Source organism: Pseudomonas wadenswilerensis (assembly GCF_900497695.1).
Classification (GTDB): Bacteria; Pseudomonadota; Gammaproteobacteria; order Pseudomonadales; family Pseudomonadaceae; genus Aquipseudomonas; species Aquipseudomonas wadenswilerensis.
Map to the genome: position 1 here is coordinate 172,867 of NZ_UIDD01000007.1, position 22,001 is coordinate 194,867.

Genomic DNA, 22,001 nt, shown 5'->3' on the forward strand with positions numbered 1-22,001 from the left:
GGTGCAGCAAACCGTGCAAGTGATCGAGGAAATCTCCCAGGACCTCAACGCCGCAGCGCGCAGCATCGATGCGGTGAGCAAGCAGTCGGAGCTGATCGGGCAGATCGTCCAGACCATCCGCAGCATTGCCGATCAGACCAACCTGCTGGCGCTCAACGCCGCCATCGAGGCAGCCCGGGCCGGCGAGCACGGGCGCGGGTTTGCGGTGGTGGCCGATGAGGTGCGTAACCTCGCGGCGCGCACCAGCAAGGCGACCCTGGAGATTGTCGAGGTGGTGCGGCAGAACCACGACCTGTCGTTGACCGCCGTGGCCAGCATGCAGTCGAGCCTGAGCCGCACCGGCCTTGGCGTGGAGCTGGCCAATGAAGCCGGCGAGGTGATCCTGGAAATCCAGCAGGGCTCGCAGCACGTGGTCGATGCGATCAGCCAGATCAACTCGACCTTGCAGTTGCACTGACCCGCTGGACGAGCTGGCCGTCGAGGGTCTGCAGGCTCAGTTCCAGGTCGTTGGCCAGTGCCTGCAGTTGCTCGATGCCGGCGTCGCCGATGCAGGCTTGCTCGAGCGCTTCGCAGCGCTGCACCACGCCACGGGCCTTGAGCATCTTGGCACCGCCCTTGATGCGGTGGGCCAGGCTGCGCAAGGCATCGCGCGCAGGTGCCGGGCCGAGGGCGCGCAGGGCCTTGAGGTCTTCGCTGTTGCTCAGGGCCAGTTCCCGTAGCAAGCGCTCGACCAGCTGTGGATCACCCAGGGTCAGGTACCTGAGGTTGTCGACGTCGAAGCCGCTGGCATGCGCTTCAAGGGCATCATTGGCCAGCGCCGGCGCGGCCGGGGTGTCGAAACCGGCCAGGTGACGGCGCAGTTCATTGAGGCCGATCGGCTTGAACAGGCAATCGTTCATACCGCTGGCCAGGCAACGTTCGCGCGCCTCGACCTGGGCGTTGGCGGTCAGGCCGAGAATCAGGCAGGCCGGGCGTTGCTGTTGTTGCTCCTCGCTGCGCAGGCGGCGCGACAGCTGGTGGCCGTCCATGCCGGGCATGTGGCAATCGGTGATGACCACATCGAAGTGCCCTTGCAGCCACAGCTCCAGCGCCGCCTGGCCATCACCGGCCTGGCTGACCTGGTGGCCGAGGACGTGGAGCTGGCGTTCCAGCAGCATCAGGTTGGCGGGGTAGTCGTCCACCACCAGTATGTTCAATGCCCGACCGGCTGCTGCTGGTTCGCTTGCCGGCAGGGTGGCTTGCTGCACGGCCGCCACCGGCAACTGCAGTTCGATGTCGACCCGCGTGCCGCTACCCGGCTTGCTGGTCAGGCCCAGGCGGCCACCCATCAATTCGCACAGGGTGCGGCTGATCACCAGGCCCAGGCCGGTGCCCTGGCGCACCGGTTGGTCGCCCACCTGAGCGAAGTTTCGGAACAACCGCGCCTGGTCTTCGGCGCTGATGCCGACGCCGCTGTCTTCCACGCTCAGCAGTACCCGCCGTAGCTGCCCGGGCTGCTGCGGGCCATAGCGCAGGGTCACTTTCACCTGGCCCTGTTTGGTGAACTTGAGGGCATTGCCGAGCAGGTTCGACAGCACTTGCTTGAGCCGCAGCGGGTCGACCATGACGCCGTCGGCCATGGCCTGCAGGTCGGTCTGCAGGGCCAGGCCCTTGAGCCGTGCATTGCCCTCGAACACCCGGACGGTGGCGGCGACCAGCGAGGTCAGGTTGGTGGCTTCGTCGTTCAGCTCCATGTGCCCGGACTCGATACGGGCGATGTCGAGAATGTCACCGATCAGCGCCAACAGGCCATTGGCCGAGTCGAAGGCGACCTGCAGCGAGGCGCGATCGGCAAGGCCCTGCTCGGCATCCTTGAGCGCAAGCTCAAGCAGGCCGATCACCGCGTTCATCGGCGTGCGGATTTCATGGCTCATGGTCGCCAGGAAGGTGCTTTTGGCCCGGCTGGCGTCGTCGGCCTGGTCCTTGGCCAGGCGCAGTTCTTCGAGCAGGCGCTTGCTGAACCCCAGTTCGTGTTGCAGCGCTTGCTGGGCTTCGCTTCGCTGGCGGATCAGGTTGCGCAGGTAGCGGTTCCAGAACACCACGGCGGCGATCAGCAAACTGGCGACGATAAGGATCTGCAGGATCAGCGAGCGGTAGTTGTACCAGGGGCTGTCGCTGATCAGTGCGTTGGTGCGCCAGCGGTTGGTCAGTTGCGCCAGTTCGTCGGGCGGGATGCTGAGCAAGGCCTTATCGAGGATCGAGTGCAGCACCCTGGCGTCCTTGGGCGTTGCAAACGAGGCGGTAATCGGCCGGTCGCCATACTGGGAGGCGATACGCAACCGATCCTTGAACAGGCGGCTGATGAAATAGGCCGCGTTGATGCGCGAGCTCAGCACCAGGTCGACCTGTTTATCCTCCAGGGCTTCCATCAATGCCAGCGGGTTATCGACCTCGATCAGCGTCAGCGTCGGGTAACGCTGCAGCAATTGCGCCTTCAAGGGGGAGTCGCGAATGACCGCCACGCGTTTGCCATCCAGCTGTTCGGGGTTTTGCCCGAACTCGCTGTCGGTACGGCACACCAGCACCCACGGATCGGTCAGGTATGGCCGACTGAAGTTGACCCGTCTGGCGCGCTCGGGGCTATAGACCAGCGTACCGGCCAGGTCGGCTTTGCCCTGTTGCAGCAACGCGATCATGGTCGCACCGGCATCGGTCTCGATGAACTCGAACTTCAGCCCCGTGCGCAGGCTGATCTGCTCCAGGACGTCGGCGGTTATGCCGCGAACCTGCTGCTGGTCATCGTAGAAACTCAACGGCGCAAAGTATTTGTTCACCAGCACACGGGTAACCGGGTGCTGTTCGATCCAGCGCCGCTCCTCGTGGCTCAGGGTCAAGGCGCCGCGATCAAGCAACATGCTGGTGCTGCCGCTGCTCCAGCGGCGCAGGATGTTCAGGCGTTCGGTTTCACTGGTGACGCCCAGTGAACGGTTGAGCAGGTGCAACAGCTTGTCGTTGCCGCGGGCCAGGGCAAAGGCGAAGGTTTCCCGCTCGTGTTTGACGAAGTGGGAAATCTGCACGCTGTCCTGAAAGCTCTTGCCGATCAGGTAATCACTGCTGATCGCATCACCGAGAAAGGCGTCGGCCTGGCCCAGCGAGACGGCCGACAAGCCGGCCATGGTCGAGGTGTACAACTGCAGGCGGGCCTTGGGGAACAGGTGCCGGACTTCTTCGTCCGGCAGATAGTGATCGACCATCGCCAGGCGCAGCCCATCCAGCTCATCATCGACGGCGCGGGTCTTGCCCTGTGGCGTGACGATCACCGGCAGATCATCGGCATAGGGTTGGCTCAGCACCAGTTGGGCGTCAGCGGCTTCAAAGCCGTTGGAGCTGCCGAGCAGGTCAATGGCCCCGGCGTGCAGGGCGGTGATCGCCTCTTTACGGCTGCTGAAGCGGCGCACTTCAATAGGGATGCTCAACAGTTCGCCGATCAGGCCGGCATAGTCGGCGGTCAGCCCTTCATACTCGCTGTGGCTGACATTGATATCGAAGGGCGGGTAATCCGGGCTGGAGGTCCCCAGGCGCAGCACGGTTTTTTCCTTCAGCCAGCGCCTGTCAGCCGGCGCCAGGGCTACGCCTTCGCCGCCAACGACTGAACGGGCCAGCAACGTGCGTGGCTCACCCGGTTCATTGGCCATGGCGCTGTTGACCAACAACGCCGACAGCAAGCCCAGCACCAGGGCCGGTAGAGCGGGGCGGATGTTCATTGGCGGCTCAGATCACCTGATTGCGATGGGCCAGACCCATGAGATCAACGAAAGATCCTACCTGTAGCTTCTCCATGATCCGACTTTTGTAGGTGCTGATGGTCTTGGGACTCAGCAGCATGCGCTCACCGATATCGTTGTTCGACAGGCCGGCCGCAAGCATGCGCAGCACTTCCATCTCGCGGTGGGACAGGCTGCTCAGGCGTTCTTCTTCCGAGCCCAGCGGGCCGCGGTTGGCCGACATGTCAGGGAAGGTCGAGTAGCCCTTGACCATGGCTTTCAAGGCGAAGATCAGCGCCTCCAGGTCTTCGTCCTTGTGCACGAAGGCCGAGCTGCCGGCATCCAGGCAGCGACGGGCGAACAAGCCGGCCGGTTGCCCCGTGAGGACCATGATTTTCGGGGTGTTTTCCAGCAGGTGCAGGCGTTTGATCACGCTCAGGCCATCGAGGCCGGGCAGGCCGATATCGAGGATGACCACGTCGGGGCGCAACTCGCGGGCCATCTGTACGGCGGCCACGCCGTCGCCGGTTTCCCCCACGACTTCATAGCGTTCGCGCTCCAGCAACATACGCACCGCAAGACGAATCGTGGGGTGATCATCGACGATCAGTACCGTAGGCATTGGCGCAACTCCTTGACGAAGAGGGTAAGCCGTTTCCTGAATCATTCAGGAAGACGAATCGGGCCGGAGCCGGCGAGTCGCCAACGATACGTCGAATCAGGTTGCAAAAGTATGGGAAGTATAGAGGCGTTGAAAATTGTGGTAGGTATTGTCGAAAATTCCTACGCGTCAGCTAGATAAAGGCCGCTGCGCGGCCTATCGCCGGCCTTGCCGGCGATGGCAGCGAAGCTGCCCGCTGACTCAGAACGAAGTAGTAAACGACGCGAAGTACGCCCGGCCAGCTTCGTTGTAGGTCAAGGCCCCGGCTTCATCCGAGTTGCCTTCGCGGTACAGGCGCTTGTCGAACAGGTTGTTCACCCCCACGCGCATGCTCAGGTTCTTGGTGAACTCGTAACCACTGCTGATGCCGACAATGCCATAGGGATCGACATCCTTCTGCACCTTCTTGTCCAGGGTTTCATTGGCCCGGGCGTTGTAGGTCGGTGCTTCCTGCTTGCCGTAGTAGGTGCCGTTGAGCTGGAACGACAGCTTGTCGGTGGCATTCCAGTCCAGGGTCGAGTTGACCGTGTACTCGGGGATGATGCTCAGCGGCTCGCCGGTTTTCTTGTCCTCGGACTCGATCATGTAGGTGAAGTTGGTGTTCCAGTCCAGCGCCGGGGTCAGCTCGACGAACAGGTTGCCCTCGACCCCTTGCACGACGGCCTTGCCGGTGTTTTCCCAGCGCAGGATACGGCGGCCGTTGGGCAGGCGGAACAAGGTCTGGTTGCCTGCCTCGATCTTGTTCTTGTAGTCGTTACGGAAGTAGGTAGCGCTGGTGCGCCAGGTGCCCTTGTCGTAGGCCAGGCCCAGCTCCTTGTTGACGCTGGTTTCCGGGTCGAGGTTGGCGTTGCCCAGCAGGTAGCAGCCGCCTTCGTTGAGCTCGCCGGAGTTGCAGCCGCCGCCACGGCTGTACAGCAGGTAGTTGGGGTTGGCCTGGTACAGGTTCGGGGTCTTGTAGGCGCGGGCGATGCCGCCCTTGATGCTCAGGGCGTCGGTGATCTGGTGCGAGGCGTTCAGGCTCGGGCTCCAGTTGTCGCCATAGTCTTCGTGATGATCCAGGCGCAGGCCGGGGGTGACGATGGTGTTCTCACCGACTTCGATGTTGTCCTCAGCGTACAGGGCAAAGCTGCGTGCGGTGGATTTGGTCTGGGTGCGGTCGAAGTTCGGCAGCTCGGCTCCCGGGTCATAGCTTTGCGGGCGCAGCGAGCCCGGGTCGTTGAGCGACTCGTACAGGTACTCGCCGCCCAGGGTCAGCACCTGCTCAAGGCCCATGCTCAACGGCAGGTTGACCTCGCCGGTGGCCCGGGTGTTGCGCAGACGTGATTCAAAGCGCCCGGCACCGCCCGATGGCGCACCTTCGCCCCAGCCGGCCAGGCCTTCATTGAGGCGGCCGTTGCGGGTCAGGTCGTAGGATAGCGAGGCGGTCGAGGTGCCCCAGTCGTAGTCGCCGCGGTGGGTCACGGCAAAGCTTGAGCGCTGCATGACGTTGGTTTCCTTGCCCACCTGGCTTTCGACGAACTCGCCGCCGGCGTTGAGCATGGTGTCGCCGGCAAAGATGTTGCCCTGGCGGCTGTAGCTCGACTCCAGGTCGACGGTGTTGGCCGGGTCGATCTTCCAGCTCAGCAGGCCGTTGATGTCCTTGTTGCGCACGCCTTCGCGGCCGGCCATCAAGGATTCGGCATAGGCCTGGTGCGCCGAGTTGATCTTCATGTCGTCGGCGTCGGTCTTGTTCAGGTTGCCGTACACGCGAAAGATCAGGCTGTCGGTGAGCGGCCCGCTCAAACTGAAGTTGACCCGCTTGCCGGTGCCTTCGGAATCGTCCTCGGGGAGCATGGTGTACAGGGTCATCGAGCCGCGCAGGTCCTGGGTCGGGCGCTTGGTGATGATGTTCACCACACCGCCCATGGCGCCAGAGCCGTAGCGCGCGGCAGCCGGGCCGCGAAGGATCTCGATGCGTTCGACTTCTTCGGCCGGTACCCAGTTGGTTTCGCCACGGGTGTCACGGTCGCCGCTCCAGCCGTAGCGCACGGCGTTGCGCGAGGTGGACGGCTTGCCGTCGATGAGGATCAGGGTGTTCTCCGGGCCCATGCCGCGCAGGTCGATCTGGCGGTTGTTGCCGCGGGCGCCGCTGCTGCTGTTGCCCGTGAGGTTGACCCCGGGCTCGCGGCGAATGATATCGGAGAGGTCGTTGACCGGCGGGCGCTTCTTGATGTCTTCAGCGGTAATGATCGACACGCCGGGCGCCTGCTTGAGTTCCTCTTCGGCAGTGCCCAGCACGCGGGTGTTTTCCAGCTCGATCGCCTGTCGGCTGCCGTCCACTGGCAGGTCGGTGGGCTGCACCTGGACTTCGTCCGGTTGAAGTTCCAGCGGGGCTGCGGCAATCGCCGTGGAACCCAGGGCAGCCAGCAGGGCAATGCTCATGGGGCTGAGGTTGAAGCGCGACACCATGTCAGATTTCTCCTGAAACAAAGGGTGAACGGGCTGGACGGAAAGGCCAGAGTCGCTCGGGAGTCGAGAATGATAAGAATTAACATTCGCGAGTAAACCCTTTAGAAGAAAAATAAAATATTAACGAAGCAGGGCGGTAAAACCCTGCTACGCAGGTTGCGACGAGTTACTGGCCAAAGGCCTTTAGAATTGTAGGGATGCTGCCAGGCTTGAGGTACGGCCGGGTGCCGGCATCATGCTTTGCGACATTGGGTCGAGGTAGTACTGGTCGGTAAAGTTGTAAACATTGAAACTGACCTTGAGTTCGTCGCTGACCTGGTAGTCGGCGAAGAAGTCGTAAATACGCGCTTCCAGGTAATGTTGCTGCGGTGTGGTGGTGCCCACATGCCAGCTCTTGTCCAGCACATACATCGGCCCGCTGGTGTAGCGCATGCGCACGCCAGTAGCCAGTTTCTGCTCGAAGGCCTTGGCCCCCAGCACCAGGTTGACGCTGTAGCGCGGTGGGTTCTGGGTGTTGGTGTAAGAGCCCTGGAAGCCGCCGGTCGTGCAGTTGGGCGTCTCTGACTTGCCACCCTCGCGCAGGGCCTGGGCAAAGGCACGGTCGCAGGTTTCGGCCTTGATGTTGTAGACGTACGAAGCGTCGGCGAACCACCAGTGGCTGTCGTAGTGGCTCTGCAGCTCGACGCCCTGGGTGGTGAAGCTGTCGACGTTGCGGATTTTCAGCTCGCCGTTGAACCCCGGGCGGCCTTTGGGGTTGTAGCGGTAATTGCGGGTGACCATGTCGTCGATGGTGTTGTGGAAGTAGGCCAGCTTGACGCCGGCCTGGTCGTTGTCCAGCAGCAGGTTGCTGCCCTTGAACGAGGCACCGACCTCGAAGGTTTTCATCCGCTCCGGGCGCAGGTCGTAGTTGGGTTCTGCCGACCAGCTGCCGAGGGTGGTCTCGAACAGCGACGGCATGCGCATGCCCTGGTTGTACAGGGCATAGGCCATGACGTTGGGGGTAAAGGCATAACTGACGCTGTAGGCCGGGGCGAAGCCGTGGCCGGACAGCTCGGCGTTGTCGGCAAAGCCGGCAAACTCCGCGTTCCACCACGGTGCGTCCGGGTCGGCGCCAGCCGGTGCGGCAAACAGCGCCTGGCGGTTGCGATCATGGATACGATAACCGCTGTAGCGTCCGCCCGCAGTGAAGGTCAGTTCAGGGATCGGCTTGTATTCCAGGGCGGTGCTGAGGCTGTATTCGTGACGGTAGCCATTGCGTTCGATGCGGTTGTTTTCCAGGTCGTCCTGCCAGGGCTTGCGGGTCGGGTCGATGGTTTCATAGAGGTACGAGGCACCATAGGTCAGGGCGTAGTCGCCGGTGCCGGTAACGAAGCGGCTGGTGTTGCTGATGTCGGTGCCGACCTTGAGGTTGCTCAGGTCGGACTTGAGCGATTTGCGGTAGTTCTCGCTTTGCTCGTCCTGGTAACCCTGGCCCCGTTGCGGCGCGGTAAAGCCGACATTGTTGTACATGATGCTGCGGCCGAAGGTCGCCCAGGCATGGCCGTTGAGGTCGATATAGCGCGCCAGGCTGTCGTCCTCGGGGCGCCACTTCAACTCGCTGGTGAGGGTGTGCAGCTTCATGTTGCCGGGCTTGAACTGGATCATCTGGTTGGCGTCGGTGTAGTCGTACACCGGGTCCAGCGTCTCGCGCACGTAGCAACCGGTGCTGTCCCAGCGGTTGTCGCCATCCGGCACCGGTGCATCGATGGCCGAGCACTGCTGGTAATACTCGGGGTTGGCGCGCATCCAGAATTCTTCGTCGTAGCGGTCGATGTCTTTTTTGAAGTCGCCCAGTGGCCAGGTCATCGACGGGCCGGTCCGGCCAATCTGCGAGGGCATGATTTCGCCGAAGCTCGAATCCATGTAGCGGTAGCCCAGGCCCAGTTCCAGGCCGTTGTCGCGGTACAGGGTGCCCTTGAGCATGAAGGATTTGTTGTGGGTGCTGGAGTTGAGCACCTCTTCGCCGGGCCAGTAGTTGCGCGCCACGGTGTTGGCATCGACCAGGGCGCCGCCGCTGCTCACCGAGGTGTCGTAGCGCGAGTAGCCGTGCTTGCCGGCGAAGTAGTTGTTGTTGCGTCGCTCGGCGTAGGCGGCGACCACGTCGAAGGCTTCGTCCTTGTGAGCGAAGGCCAGGCTGCGCGACCAGTCGTGCGGGTGCAGCAGGTCGTTGCGCTCGGTGCGTGGGCGTACCCGGTAATCGCTGGGGACATCGGCTGTGCTGTTGTCCGACAGCGAGCCGCGCAGGCGCCAGCCGGTGGTTTGGCCAGGCTTGAGGATGTCATCGACGGTCAGGGTCTGCATCTCGACCGAGCCGCCGATGGCACCGGAAGCGCCGGCGTCCAGGCTCGGGCCCTTGTTGACGGTGACGCTGCTGATCAGGTCCGGGTCGATGTAGGCGCGCTGCGCAGTGCCGGCGTAACCGCGATAGACATCCAGCGATTGCTGGCTGCCGTCGACCTTGACCGGCACCCGGCCCTGGCCCTGGATACCGCGGATGTTCACTTCGATACCGCCACCGTTGCGCCCGTCGGAGGTCTGCACACCGGCGATGCCGGCGAGCATGTCGGCATTGGAGCGGCCGCGAAAGCGCTCCAGTTGTTCCAGGTCGCGGGTTTCCACCGAACGCGGCACGCCGTAGTCCTTGAGCGCGTCGTCCTCTGCCTGGCCCTTGACCCGGGTGGCGCCGAGCTCCAGGGCATCGCTGGCTTGCGCGGCCCTTTCGATCAGCACCCGGCCATCGTCACTGAAGTACGCGCTCAAGCCGCTGCCGGCCAGCAGTTTGCCCAGGGCCTGGGCGGGCGAATAATGGCCCTGCAGGCCCAGCGACGGCTTGCCGGCGGTCAGGCGTGCATCCACCGACAGCAGCAGGCCGGCGCTGGCGGCAAACTGGGTCAGGGCCTGGTCGAGGTTGCCGGGCGGAATCTGGTACAGGCGTTGCTCCTGGCGGGCAGGTTCAGCCTGAACCGGCGTTGCCAGGGTACAGAGTACAGCGCTGAGCAGGCCGCCGAACAATCCGGTGCGGATCGCCAGGCTCAGGGTGGACGGGCAGGGTGGCAGCAGGTTCGGCATCCCGAAGGCTCCTTTGAGAATGCTTATTGGTTAGCTTTGATGACTAACCCGAACGAGCGCCGCAAACCGACAAAGGTCAGCGCAATTAATTTTGCAAAAGCGGATGGGAGGAGGGTCAACGCGCCTTGACGGTCACCCAGTAGCGGCTCAGGTAGTGCACCTGAATCGGCAGGCTGTCCTGCAGGGCAGTCAGGGTGCGCTCGCTGTCGGCCAGGGCAAACACGCCGGTAATCGGCAGCTCGGCGATTGCCGGCTCGCAGCGGATGATCCCGCGCCGATGCCGGCTCAGCTCATCGAGGAATTGTCCCAGCGGCTGGCGCTCGGCGATCAGCCGGCCGTGTTCCCAGGCGATGCTGTTGCTGTCGGCGGCATGCTGCGGGCCGCAGCCTTGCGCGTTGAACCACAGGCCATTGCCGGCCTTGAGCAACTGCTCATTGCCCGCCTTGGGGCGAATCATCAACGCGCCTTCGAACAGCTCGACACGGCTGCCGCCCTGCACTTCGCGCACGGCAAAGCGGGTGCCCAGCGCCTGCACTTCACCGGCAGGGGTATCGACCTTGAGCGGCCTCGGGTCCCTGGCGCTGCTCAGCAGCAGTTCGCCTTCGAGCAGGCGGATGCGTCTTTCGTGGTTGCTGAACCGGATGTTCACGCTGCTGCGGCTGTTGAGCAGCAACTGGCTGCCATCGGCCAGTTGCAGGCGGCGCACTTCGCCGGCGGCGGTACGCTGATCGGCCATGGCCTCCCGCCAGGGCAGGTGGCGCTGGCCCAGGTAACCACTGCCGCCCACCAGCAGCAAGACGCACAGCTGCCGGAGCAGGGTGCGCCGGCTCTGGCGCTCTTCGAGCACGCTGCGGGCGGTTTGCGCGGGCACCGCGGCGAGGGTCTGCTGCAGGGTTTGCAGGCGTTGCCAGGCGCGCTGGTGCTCCGGGTCTGCCGCTTGCCAGTGGGCAAACGCCAGACGTTGTTGCGCATCCAGCGGCCCGTCCCAGTGCAGCATCAGCCAGTGGCTGGCTTGCTCGACGATCGCCGCGTCGATCGGTGCATCGCTTGCCGGGTTCATTCGCTGTAGAGCACCTGATAGCAGGCCTGGATGGCACGGATCATGTACTTCTGTACCGAACTGACGGTCACCCCCAGGCGCTCGGCGATGTCGGCGTAGCCCAGGCCTTCGAAGCGCGACAACAGGAAGGCGCTGCGCACTTTGGCCGGCATGCTGTCGAGCATCTGGTCGATCTGTTGCAGGGTCTGCAGGATCATCGCGCGGGTCTCCAGCGAAGGCGTCTGCGGTTCGTCCAGGTGAGCGATGCTGGCCAGGTAAGCCTGCTCGATACGTTGCCGGCGCCATTGGTCGATCACCAGGTTGCGCGCCAGTTGCACCAGGTAGCTGCGGCCCTCGTCGTGACCGGGCAGGCGGCCGCTGACCAACAGGCGCAGAAAGGTGTCGTGGGCAATGTCGGCGGCGCGCTCACGGTCGCCCAGGCGCTTGCGCAGCCAGGCCTGCAGCCAGCCGTGGTGATCGCGATAGAGGCCATGGAGCTGTTGCTGGGGGGCGAGGGAGGTAGGAGGCACCCGGAGATCCTGAAACATGAAAGATGCAGTTGCGAATTGTTCGCATTATAGGGGTAAAAAAGGAACCGTGACCACCCTGTCGGTGAGTCACGGTCAAGTGGGGGGAGAATCAGATTGCGGCGGCCGCATCGCTGGCAAGCCAGCTCCCACAAGGTGCATGCGGTCTCTGTGGGAGCTGGCTTGCCAGCGATAGGCTGCGTAGCAGCCCCAACATGGTTACTGCTGCAACACTGTCGCCTGGTTACCCGCACCAAACTGCTGGATGTTCGCGGTCATGTTGGCGCCGCTCTGGTCGACCAGCGCCTGGTTGGCCGAGCCGCCCTGGGTCACGTAGGCGACGTTGACGCCATCGGCCTGCTTGATGCTGGCCTGGTTGTTGTCGCCATACAGCTGCCAGGTGTAGCTCTGGTTGCCGCTACCCGACTGCTCGACCTTGATACTGTTGCCAACGCCGTTGCTCAAGCCCGTGGCGTAGTTGACGGTGCCGCGCTGGTCGGCGATGAGCAGGTTGTCGCTGCCGTTCTGTTCGAAATACAGCTCGTTGTTGCTGTCGGCCTGGGTCAGGTTGGCGCTGTTGCCGTTGCCGGTCTGGTTGATCTCGGCGCGCTGGGCACTGCCGAACTGGCCACCGGGCTTGTCGCCCTTCCAGTTGCTGGCGAGGATCTTGTTGCCATCGCCGGTGGAGGTCACCGTCAGCACATGATTGTCGCCATTCTGGTAGGTGTAGTAGACGTTGCCTTGGCCGTTCTGCAACAGCGTGGTGGTCGACTGCAGCGACTCGTACTGGTCGGCGTAGATGGCGTTGAGGCCGCCGAGCTGGGTGATGCTGGCGATGTTGCCGTCGCCGAAGCTCTGGTCGATCACACTTTCGTTGGTTTGCCCGTACTGGGTCACCGTGGCCTGGCTGCCAAGCTGGGTGTCCTGCCAGACTTCACTGGAGTTGGCGCTGCCATTCTGGCTGATGGTCACCGTGCCGCCCTGGCCCTCGCGCTGGTCGCCATAGGCCCAGTTGTCGTCGCCGGCCTGGAAGATGCCGATCTGCCCGTTGAGGTGGTTGAGGTGCTCGGCGGCGCTGTAGTTGCCGCTACCGGCCTGGATGCTCAGGGCATTGTTGCCGGCGCCACCGTACTGCTGCTCGACGAAGGCGCGGTTGTTGTCACCGTACTGCAGGGTGGTGCCCTGGCTGCCGGTCTGGGTGTCCTGGTAGACGAACGAGAAGTTGCCGGTGCCTTCCTGGGTCTGCTGGGCGGTGTTCTCGACGCCCAGCGACTGGCTGGCGTGGGTGTTGTTCAGGGCCCCGGCGTTCTGCTGGTTGATCTGGCTGCCGAACTCGAACAATTGCTCGGCGTACCCGGCGTTGTAGTCACCGGCGCCGCTTTGCTGGATCTGGCTGTTGCCGCCTTCCTGCTTGGCAGCGTGGTTGTTGCCCTGGCCCAGTTGGTTCTGGGTGGTGATACTGAGCGGCGCGGCGATCTGTTTGACCTCGGCGATGTTCTCGGTACCGAACTGGTTCTGGGTCGACAGGCTGTCGTCGGCCATGGCCTGGCCGGCAACGGCCAGGACAATGGCGGCGCTTAAAGGAGCGAGCTTGAACATGGTGGTGCCTCCAGGTTTAACGGTATTGGTTGACCTGCACGCGCTGACCGTTGCCGGCCTGGATCACCGAGCTTGAAAGCCCGCTGCCGGCCTGTTCGATGCTGGCGCTGTTGCTGTTGCCGTACTGCTCGATCTGCGCGCGGTTGTTGCTGCCGCTCTGGCTGATCGAGGCGCTGTTGCCATAGCCCTGCTGGCTGATCGAGGCCATCAGGTCGTTGCCTTGTTGCAGGATGAACGCCTCCTGCGCCCCGCCTTGCTGGACGATGCGCCCGAGCAGGGCCTGGCCGTCCTGGCCGATGGCGGCGCGGTTGCTCTGGCCGTTCTGTTCGACCAGGGCCTGCTGGCCGCTCGAAGGCGCCAGCGCCTGCATCGACATTTCGCCCAGGTCACTGCCCACGGCCAGGTCGGCGTTGTCCATCAGGTCGTCGGCCAGGGCGGCCTGACCGCTCAGGGTCAGGCAAAGCAGCAAGGTGGTCAGGCGCGCCATGGTCGTTCTCCTGTTGTTACTGCACGGTGACCGGCACGGTACGCACGGTGCCCTGGCTGCTGCGCACGGTTGCCGTCGGCGCCGCAGTCGGGATCACCGTGGTGCTGTTGCTCACCGTCAGCCGCCAGCGTCCGGTCAGCGGCACCGCGGTGCTGCCGAGGGTGACCAGGCCGGTCGGGGTGGTGACCTGCACGGTGATGGTGTTGCCGGTGGTCACCGACGAAGTGCCGGAGATGTCCCAGTTGAAGCGGTTGTTGGAGCGCGCGGTGACCGTTGCCGCCGTCACCGCGAAGGTTTCCGCCGCTGGCCGTGGCGACACCTGCACCGTGACCGTGGCCGGTGCCGACAGCGCGCCGAGGCTGTCGCGGGCGACATAGCTGAAGGTGGCGGTAAAGGCCGTGGTCACGGTGGCCGGTGGGGTGTAGGTGACCTGGCTGCCATCGGTGCTCGCCGTGCCGCGTCCGGTCGCAGGCTGGGTGACGCTGGCGACCGTCAACGGCACGTTGCCTTCCGGATCGCTGTCGTTGCCCAGGACGTTGATCGGCAAGGCCACGCCCAGGGTCGCGGCCGTGTCGTTGACGGCAGTTGGCAGCTGGTTCGGGGCGACGTTGACCGTCACTGTGGTTACCGCCGATTGCAGCCCTTTGTTGTCCTGGGCTCGGTAAGTGAAGGTGGCCACCAGCGGCGTGTTGACCACGGCCGGTGGGGTGTAGGTGACCGCGGTGCTACCGTTGAGCACCACGCTGCCCTGGCCGCTGGCCGGCTGGGTAAGCTCGCTGATGCTCAGCGGCACGTCGTCGTCCGGGTCGCTGTCGTTGGCCAGCAGGCTCAGGGTCAGTGGCACGCCGAAGCTGGTACTGCCGGTATCGGCTTGCGCCACCGGTGCCTGGTTATCGGCTTCGACCGGTGCATTGCCGACCACCACCACCGGCTCGCTGTCACTGCCGCCCGCGGCGGATTTCACCGTGACGATTGCCGGTGGCTGAGGCAGGTCGTTGACCGTCAGGGTTTGCAGCGTGCCGGACTTCGACAGCCGGCCGTAACCCTGGGCGACCAGGTCGGGCACCTGCACTTCATCGCTGGAGCTGGCCTCGATGCGCAGGCGTTTGTTGGCCCAGTCATAACGGGCGGTGGTGACCTTGACCACATCGCTGAGCTTGCTCGACAGCGCGGTGGGGCGGGTGGCGCCGGTCGGGTCGGTGGCGGTGACCACGATCACCGCGGGCGGTGCGGCGCTGCTCAGGTGATGGGCGAAGAACAGGCCGTTATTGTCGGCCAGCAGGTTGAACTGGCAGGGCGAGGGCGGGGTGCCCGGTACCAGCGCCAGGGTGTCGCGCATGCACAGCGTGGCGTTGTTCGGCGCCTTGGCGAACACCTCGACGCGGGTGCCGGCCGCAGTGCGCCGGTAGCTGGCCCGCTGCAGCTCGGCAGGGGTTTGCTTGCGCGGGTCGAGGACCTTGCCGGAGACCGTGAACAGGTTGGTCTGGAGGGTCCCGGCCGGGCCCTGCATTCGCACGAAGTTGGTGTTGTTGGGGCTGCCGGTCACGGCTTCGGTAAGGTTCGGGTCGCCGATGTAGGTTTCGCTGGCGCCGGTATCGGGGTTGATCTCGGTGTAGGGGCCGCCGACACCGCGCAGGAACGGCCCGACCGCACCGTTGAGTACGCCACTGAAATCCCCCGGGGCACCGATGCCGATGTCACGGGTGATGTTGATCGCGCGCCGCCCGGCGGTGGTGACGTTGACCGTCTCGACCCCGTACGGGTGGGTGATCACATAGGTACCGGTACGCGGCACCGAGGCACGAATGCGGATGCGCGCGAAGCTTTGCTGGTCGCCGTCCACCGGGTTCTCGCTGGCGAACGCCGCTTCGATGCCGGCGACATAGACCTCCAGCTCGTAACCGCTGTTGCCCACCTCGGGGATCGCGGTTTCGGCCAGGTACCAGAACATCTCCGGTGGCCAGTTGTCGGGGAACACCAGCGGCAGGCTGTCGTCGTAGACGCCAGGCTCGGGCAGCAGGGTGCACATGTAGTTCGGTGGCACCGAAGCCGGCACCCGCGAACTTGCCGCTCGCGACTGGCACAGTTCCAGCGACAGGTTGCCGTGGTCCTGGTACCACATCGGGTAACGCCCGGTGGCCAGGGTGTAGGGGCCGGGATCGACCGCCTTGAGGCCGGCCCAGGCAGTGCCGGCCAGCGAGAGGGAAAGCCCGGCTGCGCAGAGCGCCAGGCGTGGCCAGTTGTTCATGCTGCCTCCTGCTACGGGACGTGGCGTAAGAGTGTTCATGGCACGAGCACCACTTCTTCGCTGTCGCTACCGCCGTTGGCGCTGGTCACCGTGACCTTGGCGGGCGGAATCGGCGACAGGCCGGTGGTGAGGGTCTTGACCGCGCCATTGCCGCTCAGGGTGCCAATCGTGGCGCCGTTGCCGGTGCGGGCGCTGAGCATCGGCGGGCTGGTTTCGTCGCTGGTGCTGGCGACCAGGGTCAACTGCCCGGAGGCCAGGCTGTACTCGGCGCGCTGGATCACCACCAGGTCGGTCAGCGGCAGGGTCAGGGTGGTGGGCGTGCTGCTGGGGATCGCCAGGTGGTTGTCGGCGGTCACCTGCAGGTTCATCGGCAGGGCCGGGTTGAGCACCGACTGGGCGTACCAGGCGCCGGTGGTGTTGGCCTCGGTGAGGGTGAGGTTGGGGGTCTGGCTGATCAGGGTGGCGCTTGCCGGTGGCGGCGGGGCCTGCACGAAGACGTCCTGCTGGGCCCGCAGGTCGCCGTTCTCGCTGTGGCGCGAGTAGGTGCTGCGCTGGGCGATTACCGGGGTTGGGCGGACGACGTCGGAGAGCTTGCCCGAGACCGAGAACAGCTCGGTGCGCAGGTCCAGGCCGTTGGGCCCTTCGATGCGCACGAAGTTGGTATTGAACGGGCTGCCGGTCACGGCTTCTTCCAGGTTCGGGTCGCCGATAAAGCGCTCGCTGGCGCCGGTGGCCGGGTTGGTTTCGGTGTAAGGGCCGCCAACGCCGCGCAGGAACGGGCCGACATCACCTTTGAGCGCGCCCATGTAGGTCTTCGGCGTGCCGATGCCGATGTCGCGGGTCATGTTGATCGCCCGTCCCCCGGCCGCGGGTACATCGAACACTTCGACGCCGTAAGGGTGGGTGACGATGTAGGTACCGGCGGTGGGGACGTCGACGCGGATACGCACCCGGGCAAAGCTGACCTGGTCGCCGTCGACCACTTCCTCGGCGGCAAAGGCGGCCTCGATGGCGGTGCCGTAGCTCAGGTCGATGCCACGGGCAGCGTCAACAATCGCGGCATCGGCGGTGAACCAGAAGGTCTCGTCGGGGTAGTTGCTGGGGAAGCTGATCGGCTGAGTGTCATCGAACACCCCGGGGGCGGGGTTGAGCACGCACATGTACGACGGCGCACCGGGGGCGCCGGGCACCCGCGAACTGACCGCCTTGGACAGGCACAGATCGAGCACCCGGCCGTGGGTGTCCTGGTACCAGGCCGCAAAGCCGCCAGTGGCCGGCAGGTAAGGGCCGGGGTCTACTTCGAACAGGGCGGCCTGGGCCGGCGTCTGGAGAATGCTCGCCAGGATCAGCAAAGCCAGTGGGTGGGGCGTTGGACGGTGCATGAGTCTTCCCTCTTGCAATCGGGCCCATGGACTTGGGTCGTCTGCACAGGCATCGGCAACATCCGTACCAACAGTTTGTCAGCGGCCTGCAGGCCGCTGCCGGCAAGGCCTGGAGAGCGGTCAACGGGTGCCGGGCGGGTTCACCGTCACGGGGCGTGGGCCCCAGGGTTGGGGGCAAGTGGGGCAAGCCTGCGGGGGAATTCCCCGGGCTGGGCTATAACCTATGGAGCGTTCATTCGGGAGTCAGTGATGAGCAGCCAGCCACGCCTCGATTCGTCATCCTTGCAGGTCGCAAGCCCGGCCCCCGCCGCCGTGCGCAAACCGTTCGACCTGCTGCGCTGGTACGCCTTCGTCAGCCTGGCGATCATTCTTTCGGTGGCGGTCGGCCTGGGGCTGATCTCCAGCCGCTTTGTCATCAACGAAAGTGTCGAACGCGACGCCTTGCTCACGGCCCAGTTCATCCAGGCGATTGCTTCAGCCGAAGTGCGCAGCGTGGCCATCCCCAATGTGCGGACCATGGGCGACCTGCTCGACCCCCGCCTGGACCAGGCCTTTGCCGATGTCAGCCCCGAGGCCCGGCGTGCTGCCCGTGGCGAGTTCCTCGACCACATCGCGCATTTGCCGGACATGCTCCTGGCCAATATCTACGCCCCGGACCGCATGGTGATCTGGTCGACCAACCCGGCCCTGATCGGCAAGATGATCGACGCTGATGACGACCTCGATCAGGCGTTCCTCTACAAGCGGCGGGTATCGGCCAGCTACCACACGGTTGATCAAGCCCGCAGCGAGCAGAAGTTCGTCACCCCGCCCGAGCAACTGTTCATCGAGAACTACATTCCGCTGTTCGACGCCGACGGCGAGAATGTCACGGCCATGGTCGAGATCTACAAGGAACCCCGTGACCTGATCGTGCGCATCGAACGTGGCCTGCTGCTGATCTGGCTGGCGATTGCCGTGGGCGCCGGGGTGGTGTACCTCGGCCTGTTCTGGATCATGCACCGCGCCGCCCGGCAACTGGCCATCCAGCAAAAGCAACTGATCAGCAATGAAACCTTCGTCGCCCTGGGCGAGATGTCTTCGGCCGTCGCCCACAGCCTGCGCAACCCCTTGGCCAGCATCCGCTCCAGCGCCGAGCTGGCCCAGGAGATCGAGGAGGGCCCGGCGCAGAAGAACATCGGCGACATCATCAGCCAGGTCGACCGCATGTCGCATTGGGTGCGCCAGCTCCTGCAATCATTGCGTCCCCTCAGTGATGCAGCCGAACCTGTGGAGTTGCTGCGCATCCTGCAAGACAGCCTGCAGGCATTCGAACCACAACTGCTGCGCCAGGGGGTCAAGGTGCAGATCGACGCCGTGCCGGCGGTGCAGGTGTTCAGCCAGCCGGTACTGCTCGGGCAGATTTTCAACAGCCTGATCGCCAATGGCCTGGAAGCCATGCCCGAGGGCGGTACGTTGCGCATCGAGCCTGTGCGGCACAACCGCCACAGCCTGATCCTGCGCCTGTGCGACACCGGCAAGGGCATGAGCGACCAGCAGCAGCGCATGGCCTTCAAACCGTTCTACAGCACCAAGCAAGGTGGCCTGGGGGTTGGCCTGGTGCTGGTCAGGCGGATCATGGAGAGTTTTGGCGGCACGGTGCGCCTGAGCAGTCGTGAAGGCAAGGGCACCTGTGTGCAGCTGAGTTTCAGGCTGGCCAGGGCCGCCCGTGAACGGCGCTGATACTGCCGTACAGGCATGGCTAAATACTATCACTGCATCTTCGCTCATTAGTATTGATGTCAGGCGCCCCGGATGGCCTGAGCTATACATTTGAAGAAAAAAAGCATCCCGGAAGGAAACCATCCGATGCAGATGCTCAACCGCCAGTTGGCCGATGAAGGCCAGCAATCCCAGGCTGCACAACACAAACCGCCGCGCCAGTTCAACCTGCTGCGCTGGTTCTCCGTGGTCAGCCTGCTGATCATCGCCTCGGTTGCCGTGGGCCTTGGCTACGTGTCGACGCGGTTTGTCGTCAATGACAGCGTCGAGCGTGATGCCATGCTCACCGCCCAGTTCATCCAGGCCATGGCCCAGGCCGAAGTGCGCCATTCGCGTATTGCGCCGGGCACGACCATGGCCGAACTGCTCGACCCGCGCCAGGACAGCCAGCACAGCCAGGTCAGTGCGCAGGTGGCGGCGGCGACGCGCACCGAGTTCCTCGATCATGTCGACAGCCTGCCCGATACCCTGCTGACCAATGTCTACGCCCTGGACCGGACCATTGTCTGGTCGACCAATCCGCAGTTGATCGGGCAGCAGATCGAGGGGGACGCGGACCTGGACGAGTCGTTCGCGTCGAAAGTGCCGGTGTCGGCCAGCTACCACCGGGCCGATGAAGAGCGCGAAGAGCAGAAATTCCAGCGTGAGCCCGAGTACCTGTTCATCGAGAACTACCTGCCGATGTTCGACGCTTCCGGCACCCGGGTGGTGTCGATGGTGGAAATCTACAAGGAGCCCCATGATCTGGTGCGGCGCATCCAGCGTGGGTATGTGCTGATCTGGACCTCGACCATCCTCGGCGGCGCGCTGATCTACTTCGGCCTGTTCTGGATCGTGCGCCGCGCGGCGAGCATGCTGCGCACCCAGGAAACCCAACTGGTGGCCAGCGAGACCTTTGCCGCCCTGGGCGAGATGTCCTCGGCGGTGGCCCACAGCTTGCGCAACCCGCTGGCCAACATCCGCTCAAGCGCGGAACTGGCCCAGGACATCGCCAGCGCACCGGCGCAGAAAAACATCGGCGACATCATCAGCCAGGTTGACCGTATGTCGCGCTGGGTGCGTGATCTGCTGGTGTCGTTGCGGCCGATGAATGACGATGCCGAAGCGGTGGAACTGGTGGCAGCCATCGACGACACCCGCCATGCATTCGCCCAGCAACTGGATCGCAACAAGGTCCAGGTACAGATCGACACACCGGCGCTGGCCTGGGTGGTCAGCCAGCCGGTGTTGCTGACGCAGATCCTCAACAGCCTGTTCGCCAACGCCCTGGAGGCCATGCCCACGGGGGGGCGCTTGAACGTGGCGGTGCAGGTGCTGGAAGACCGCCGGCAGCTGCAACTGACCCTGAGCGATACCGGCAAGGGCATGACCCAGCAGCAGGAACGGATGGTCTTCAAGCCTTTTTTCACCACCAAGCAGGGCGGCCTCGGGGTCGGCCTGGTGCTGGTCAAGCGGATCATGGAACGTTTTGGCGGCTCGGTGAGCCTGGCCAGCCGTGAAGAGGAAGGAACCCGTGTCTGCCTGATTTTCAATGTTGCAGCGGGAGGGGACCATGGAACAGAGCATCCTGGTAGTCGAGGATGATGAAATCCTTGCCGAGAACATCCAGACCTACCTTGAGCGCAAAGGCTTCGAGGTCACTGTCTGCCATAGCGCAGAAGAGGCCCTGGAACAATTGCCACGCTGCCAGCCCGATGCGGTGTTGACCGACAACTCGCTGCCCGGCATGAACGGCCACGAACTGCTCAAGGTCTTGGCCCAGCGCGAGCCGGAGCTCAAGGTGATCATGATGACCGGCTATGGCAACGTCGAAGATGCCGTGCTGGCGATGAAAGAGGGCGCGTTCCACTACCTGACCAAACCGGTGGTGCTGGCCGAACTCAAGCTGATGCTGGAAAAGGCCCTGGCCACCGAGCGCATGGAGCGCACCTTGTCGTTTTACCAGGAGCGCGAGGCGCAAAAATCCGGTGGGCAGGCACTGATTGGCGAGTCACCGGCCATGCTTGGCCTCAAGCACACCATCCGCCAGTTGCTCGACGCCGAGCGGCGCATGGCCAGCGGCGACCTGCCGCCGGTGCTGGTAGAAGGCGAGACCGGCACCGGCAAGGAGCTGGTAGCCCGCGCCCTGCATTTTGACGGGGTGCGCAGCAAGGGGCCGTTTATCGAATTCAACTGCGCGTCGATCCCGGCCAACCTGCTGGAAGCCGAGCTGTTCGGCCATGAGAAGGGCGCGTTTACCGATGCCAAGGATCGCCGCGTTGGCCTGGTCGAGGCGGCGGACGGCGGTACCTTGTTTCTCGACGAGATCGGCGAGATGGACCTGCTGTTGCAGGCCAAGCTGCTCAAGCTGCTGGAAGACCGCACCATCCGCCGCATTGGCGCGGTGAAAGAACGCAAGGTCGACCTGCGCATCATCAGCGCCACCAACTGCAACCTGGAGCAGATGGTCCAGCAGGGCAAGTTTCGTCGTGACCTGTTTTTCCGCCTGCGCATCATCTCGATCAAGGTGCCCAGGCTGTATGCCCGTGGTGAAGACATCCTGTTGCTGGCTCGGCACTTTCTTGCCCAGCACGGCAAACGCTATGGCAAGCCGAACCTGCGCTTCAGCGACGAGGCCGAGGAGTTGATGCTCAACTACAGCTGGCCGGGCAACGTGCGCGAATTGCGCAACATGCTTGAGCAGACGGTGTTGCTGGCGCCCCAGGAGCTGATCGCCCCGCACCAGCTCAACGTGTGCATGAGCCTGGTGGATGAGCCGCTGGAGATGCCGGCGCTTGCCGTGCACGAGGCGTACGGCAATGGCGATGCCCAGGCATCGGCGAGCCTGCCGGAAGTGGAGCGCGACATGGTGCGCAAGATGCTTGATCGCACCGACTGGAACGTCACCAAGTCGGCGCGGCTGCTGGGTTTGAGCCGGGATATGTTGCGTTACCGGATCGAGAAACTTGGACTGACCCGGCCTGACAAGCGCCAGTGGTAGCGTTGGGGCTGCTGCGCA

General features: G+C 64.2%; 13 protein-coding genes and 1 pseudogene. 4 read left to right on the plus strand and 10 right to left on the minus strand.

Going from position 1 to position 22,001, the window contains the following annotated elements; genetic code table 11:
- Positions 1-25 precede the first annotated feature (25 nt).
- Positions 26-457 (plus strand): annotated as a pseudogene (locus CCOS864_RS28750) (methyl-accepting chemotaxis protein); the annotation flags it as partial.
- Here the strand turns inward: CCOS864_RS28750 and CCOS864_RS11920 are convergent.
- From CCOS864_RS11920 to CCOS864_RS11965, 10 genes are all read right to left on the minus strand, one after another.
- Positions 432-3,743 carry a transporter substrate-binding domain-containing protein gene (locus CCOS864_RS11920; protein ID WP_115086490.1) on the minus strand — a complete coding sequence of 1,104 codons (3,312 nt, stop codon included), beginning with the start codon at positions 3,741-3,743 and terminating at the stop codon, positions 432-434. The pseudogene CCOS864_RS28750 and the gene CCOS864_RS11920 overlap by 26 nt on opposite strands.
- A gap of 7 nt (positions 3,744-3,750) precedes the next feature.
- Entirely contained in the window at positions 3,751-4,365 is a 615-nt protein-coding gene (locus tag CCOS864_RS11925; protein WP_115086491.1) for a response regulator, read from the minus strand.
- Between the two features lie 240 nt (positions 4,366-4,605).
- A complete protein-coding gene (locus CCOS864_RS11930) occupies positions 4,606-6,852 on the minus strand; it encodes a TonB-dependent siderophore receptor (RefSeq protein ID WP_115086492.1) in 2,247 nt (748 codons plus the stop codon).
- Positions 6,853-7,035: 183 nt separating this feature from the next.
- On the minus strand, positions 7,036-9,960 hold the full coding sequence (locus tag CCOS864_RS11935) for a TonB-dependent receptor (RefSeq protein WP_115086493.1): 2,925 nt from the start codon (positions 9,958-9,960) through the stop codon (positions 7,036-7,038).
- Positions 9,961-10,075: 115 nt separating this feature from the next.
- Positions 10,076-11,020 carry a FecR domain-containing protein gene (locus tag CCOS864_RS11940; RefSeq protein ID WP_115086494.1) on the minus strand — a complete coding sequence of 315 codons (945 nt, stop codon included), beginning with the start codon at positions 11,018-11,020 and terminating at the stop codon, positions 10,076-10,078.
- Positions 11,017-11,529: a sigma-70 family RNA polymerase sigma factor gene (locus CCOS864_RS11945; protein WP_233673436.1), complete on the minus strand. Its 513-nt coding sequence runs from the start codon at positions 11,527-11,529 to the stop codon at positions 11,017-11,019. The genes CCOS864_RS11940 and CCOS864_RS11945 overlap by 4 nt, the downstream gene beginning before the upstream one ends.
- Positions 11,530-11,745: 216 nt before the next feature.
- The gene (locus CCOS864_RS11950; protein WP_115086496.1) at positions 11,746-13,125 is read right to left on the minus strand and encodes a curlin; all 1,380 of its coding nucleotides are present in this window, start codon (positions 13,123-13,125) and stop codon (positions 11,746-11,748) included.
- A 16-nt stretch (positions 13,126-13,141) separates the two neighbouring features.
- Positions 13,142-13,612, minus strand: coding sequence for a curlin (locus CCOS864_RS11955; protein ID WP_115086497.1), 471 nt, complete (start codon positions 13,610-13,612; stop codon positions 13,142-13,144).
- A gap of 16 nt (positions 13,613-13,628) precedes the next feature.
- Positions 13,629-15,860 carry an Ig-like domain-containing protein gene (locus tag CCOS864_RS11960; protein WP_115086498.1) on the minus strand — a complete coding sequence of 744 codons (2,232 nt, stop codon included), beginning with the start codon at positions 15,858-15,860 and terminating at the stop codon, positions 13,629-13,631.
- A 35-nt stretch (positions 15,861-15,895) separates the two neighbouring features.
- Positions 15,896-17,242 (minus strand): hypothetical protein, encoded by a 1,347-nt coding sequence (locus CCOS864_RS11965; protein WP_115086499.1) that lies wholly within the window; start codon positions 17,240-17,242, stop codon positions 15,896-15,898.
- A gap of 249 nt (positions 17,243-17,491) precedes the next feature.
- Between CCOS864_RS11965 and CCOS864_RS11970 the strand changes: the two genes are divergently transcribed.
- The 3 genes from CCOS864_RS11970 (at position 17,492) to CCOS864_RS11980 (ending at position 21,983) form a co-directional block, all read left to right on the plus strand.
- On the plus strand, positions 17,492-18,964 hold the full coding sequence (locus CCOS864_RS11970; protein ID WP_115086500.1) for a sensor histidine kinase: 1,473 nt from the start codon (positions 17,492-17,494) through the stop codon (positions 18,962-18,964).
- A gap of 126 nt (positions 18,965-19,090) precedes the next feature.
- Positions 19,091-20,587 carry a sensor histidine kinase gene (locus CCOS864_RS11975; protein WP_115086501.1) on the plus strand — a complete coding sequence of 499 codons (1,497 nt, stop codon included), beginning with the start codon at positions 19,091-19,093 and terminating at the stop codon, positions 20,585-20,587.
- The gene (locus CCOS864_RS11980) at positions 20,556-21,983 is read left to right on the plus strand and encodes a sigma-54-dependent transcriptional regulator (protein ID WP_115086502.1); all 1,428 of its coding nucleotides are present in this window, start codon (positions 20,556-20,558) and stop codon (positions 21,981-21,983) included. Before CCOS864_RS11975 ends, CCOS864_RS11980 begins: the two co-directional genes overlap by 32 nt.
- Positions 21,984-22,001 lie beyond the last annotated feature (18 nt).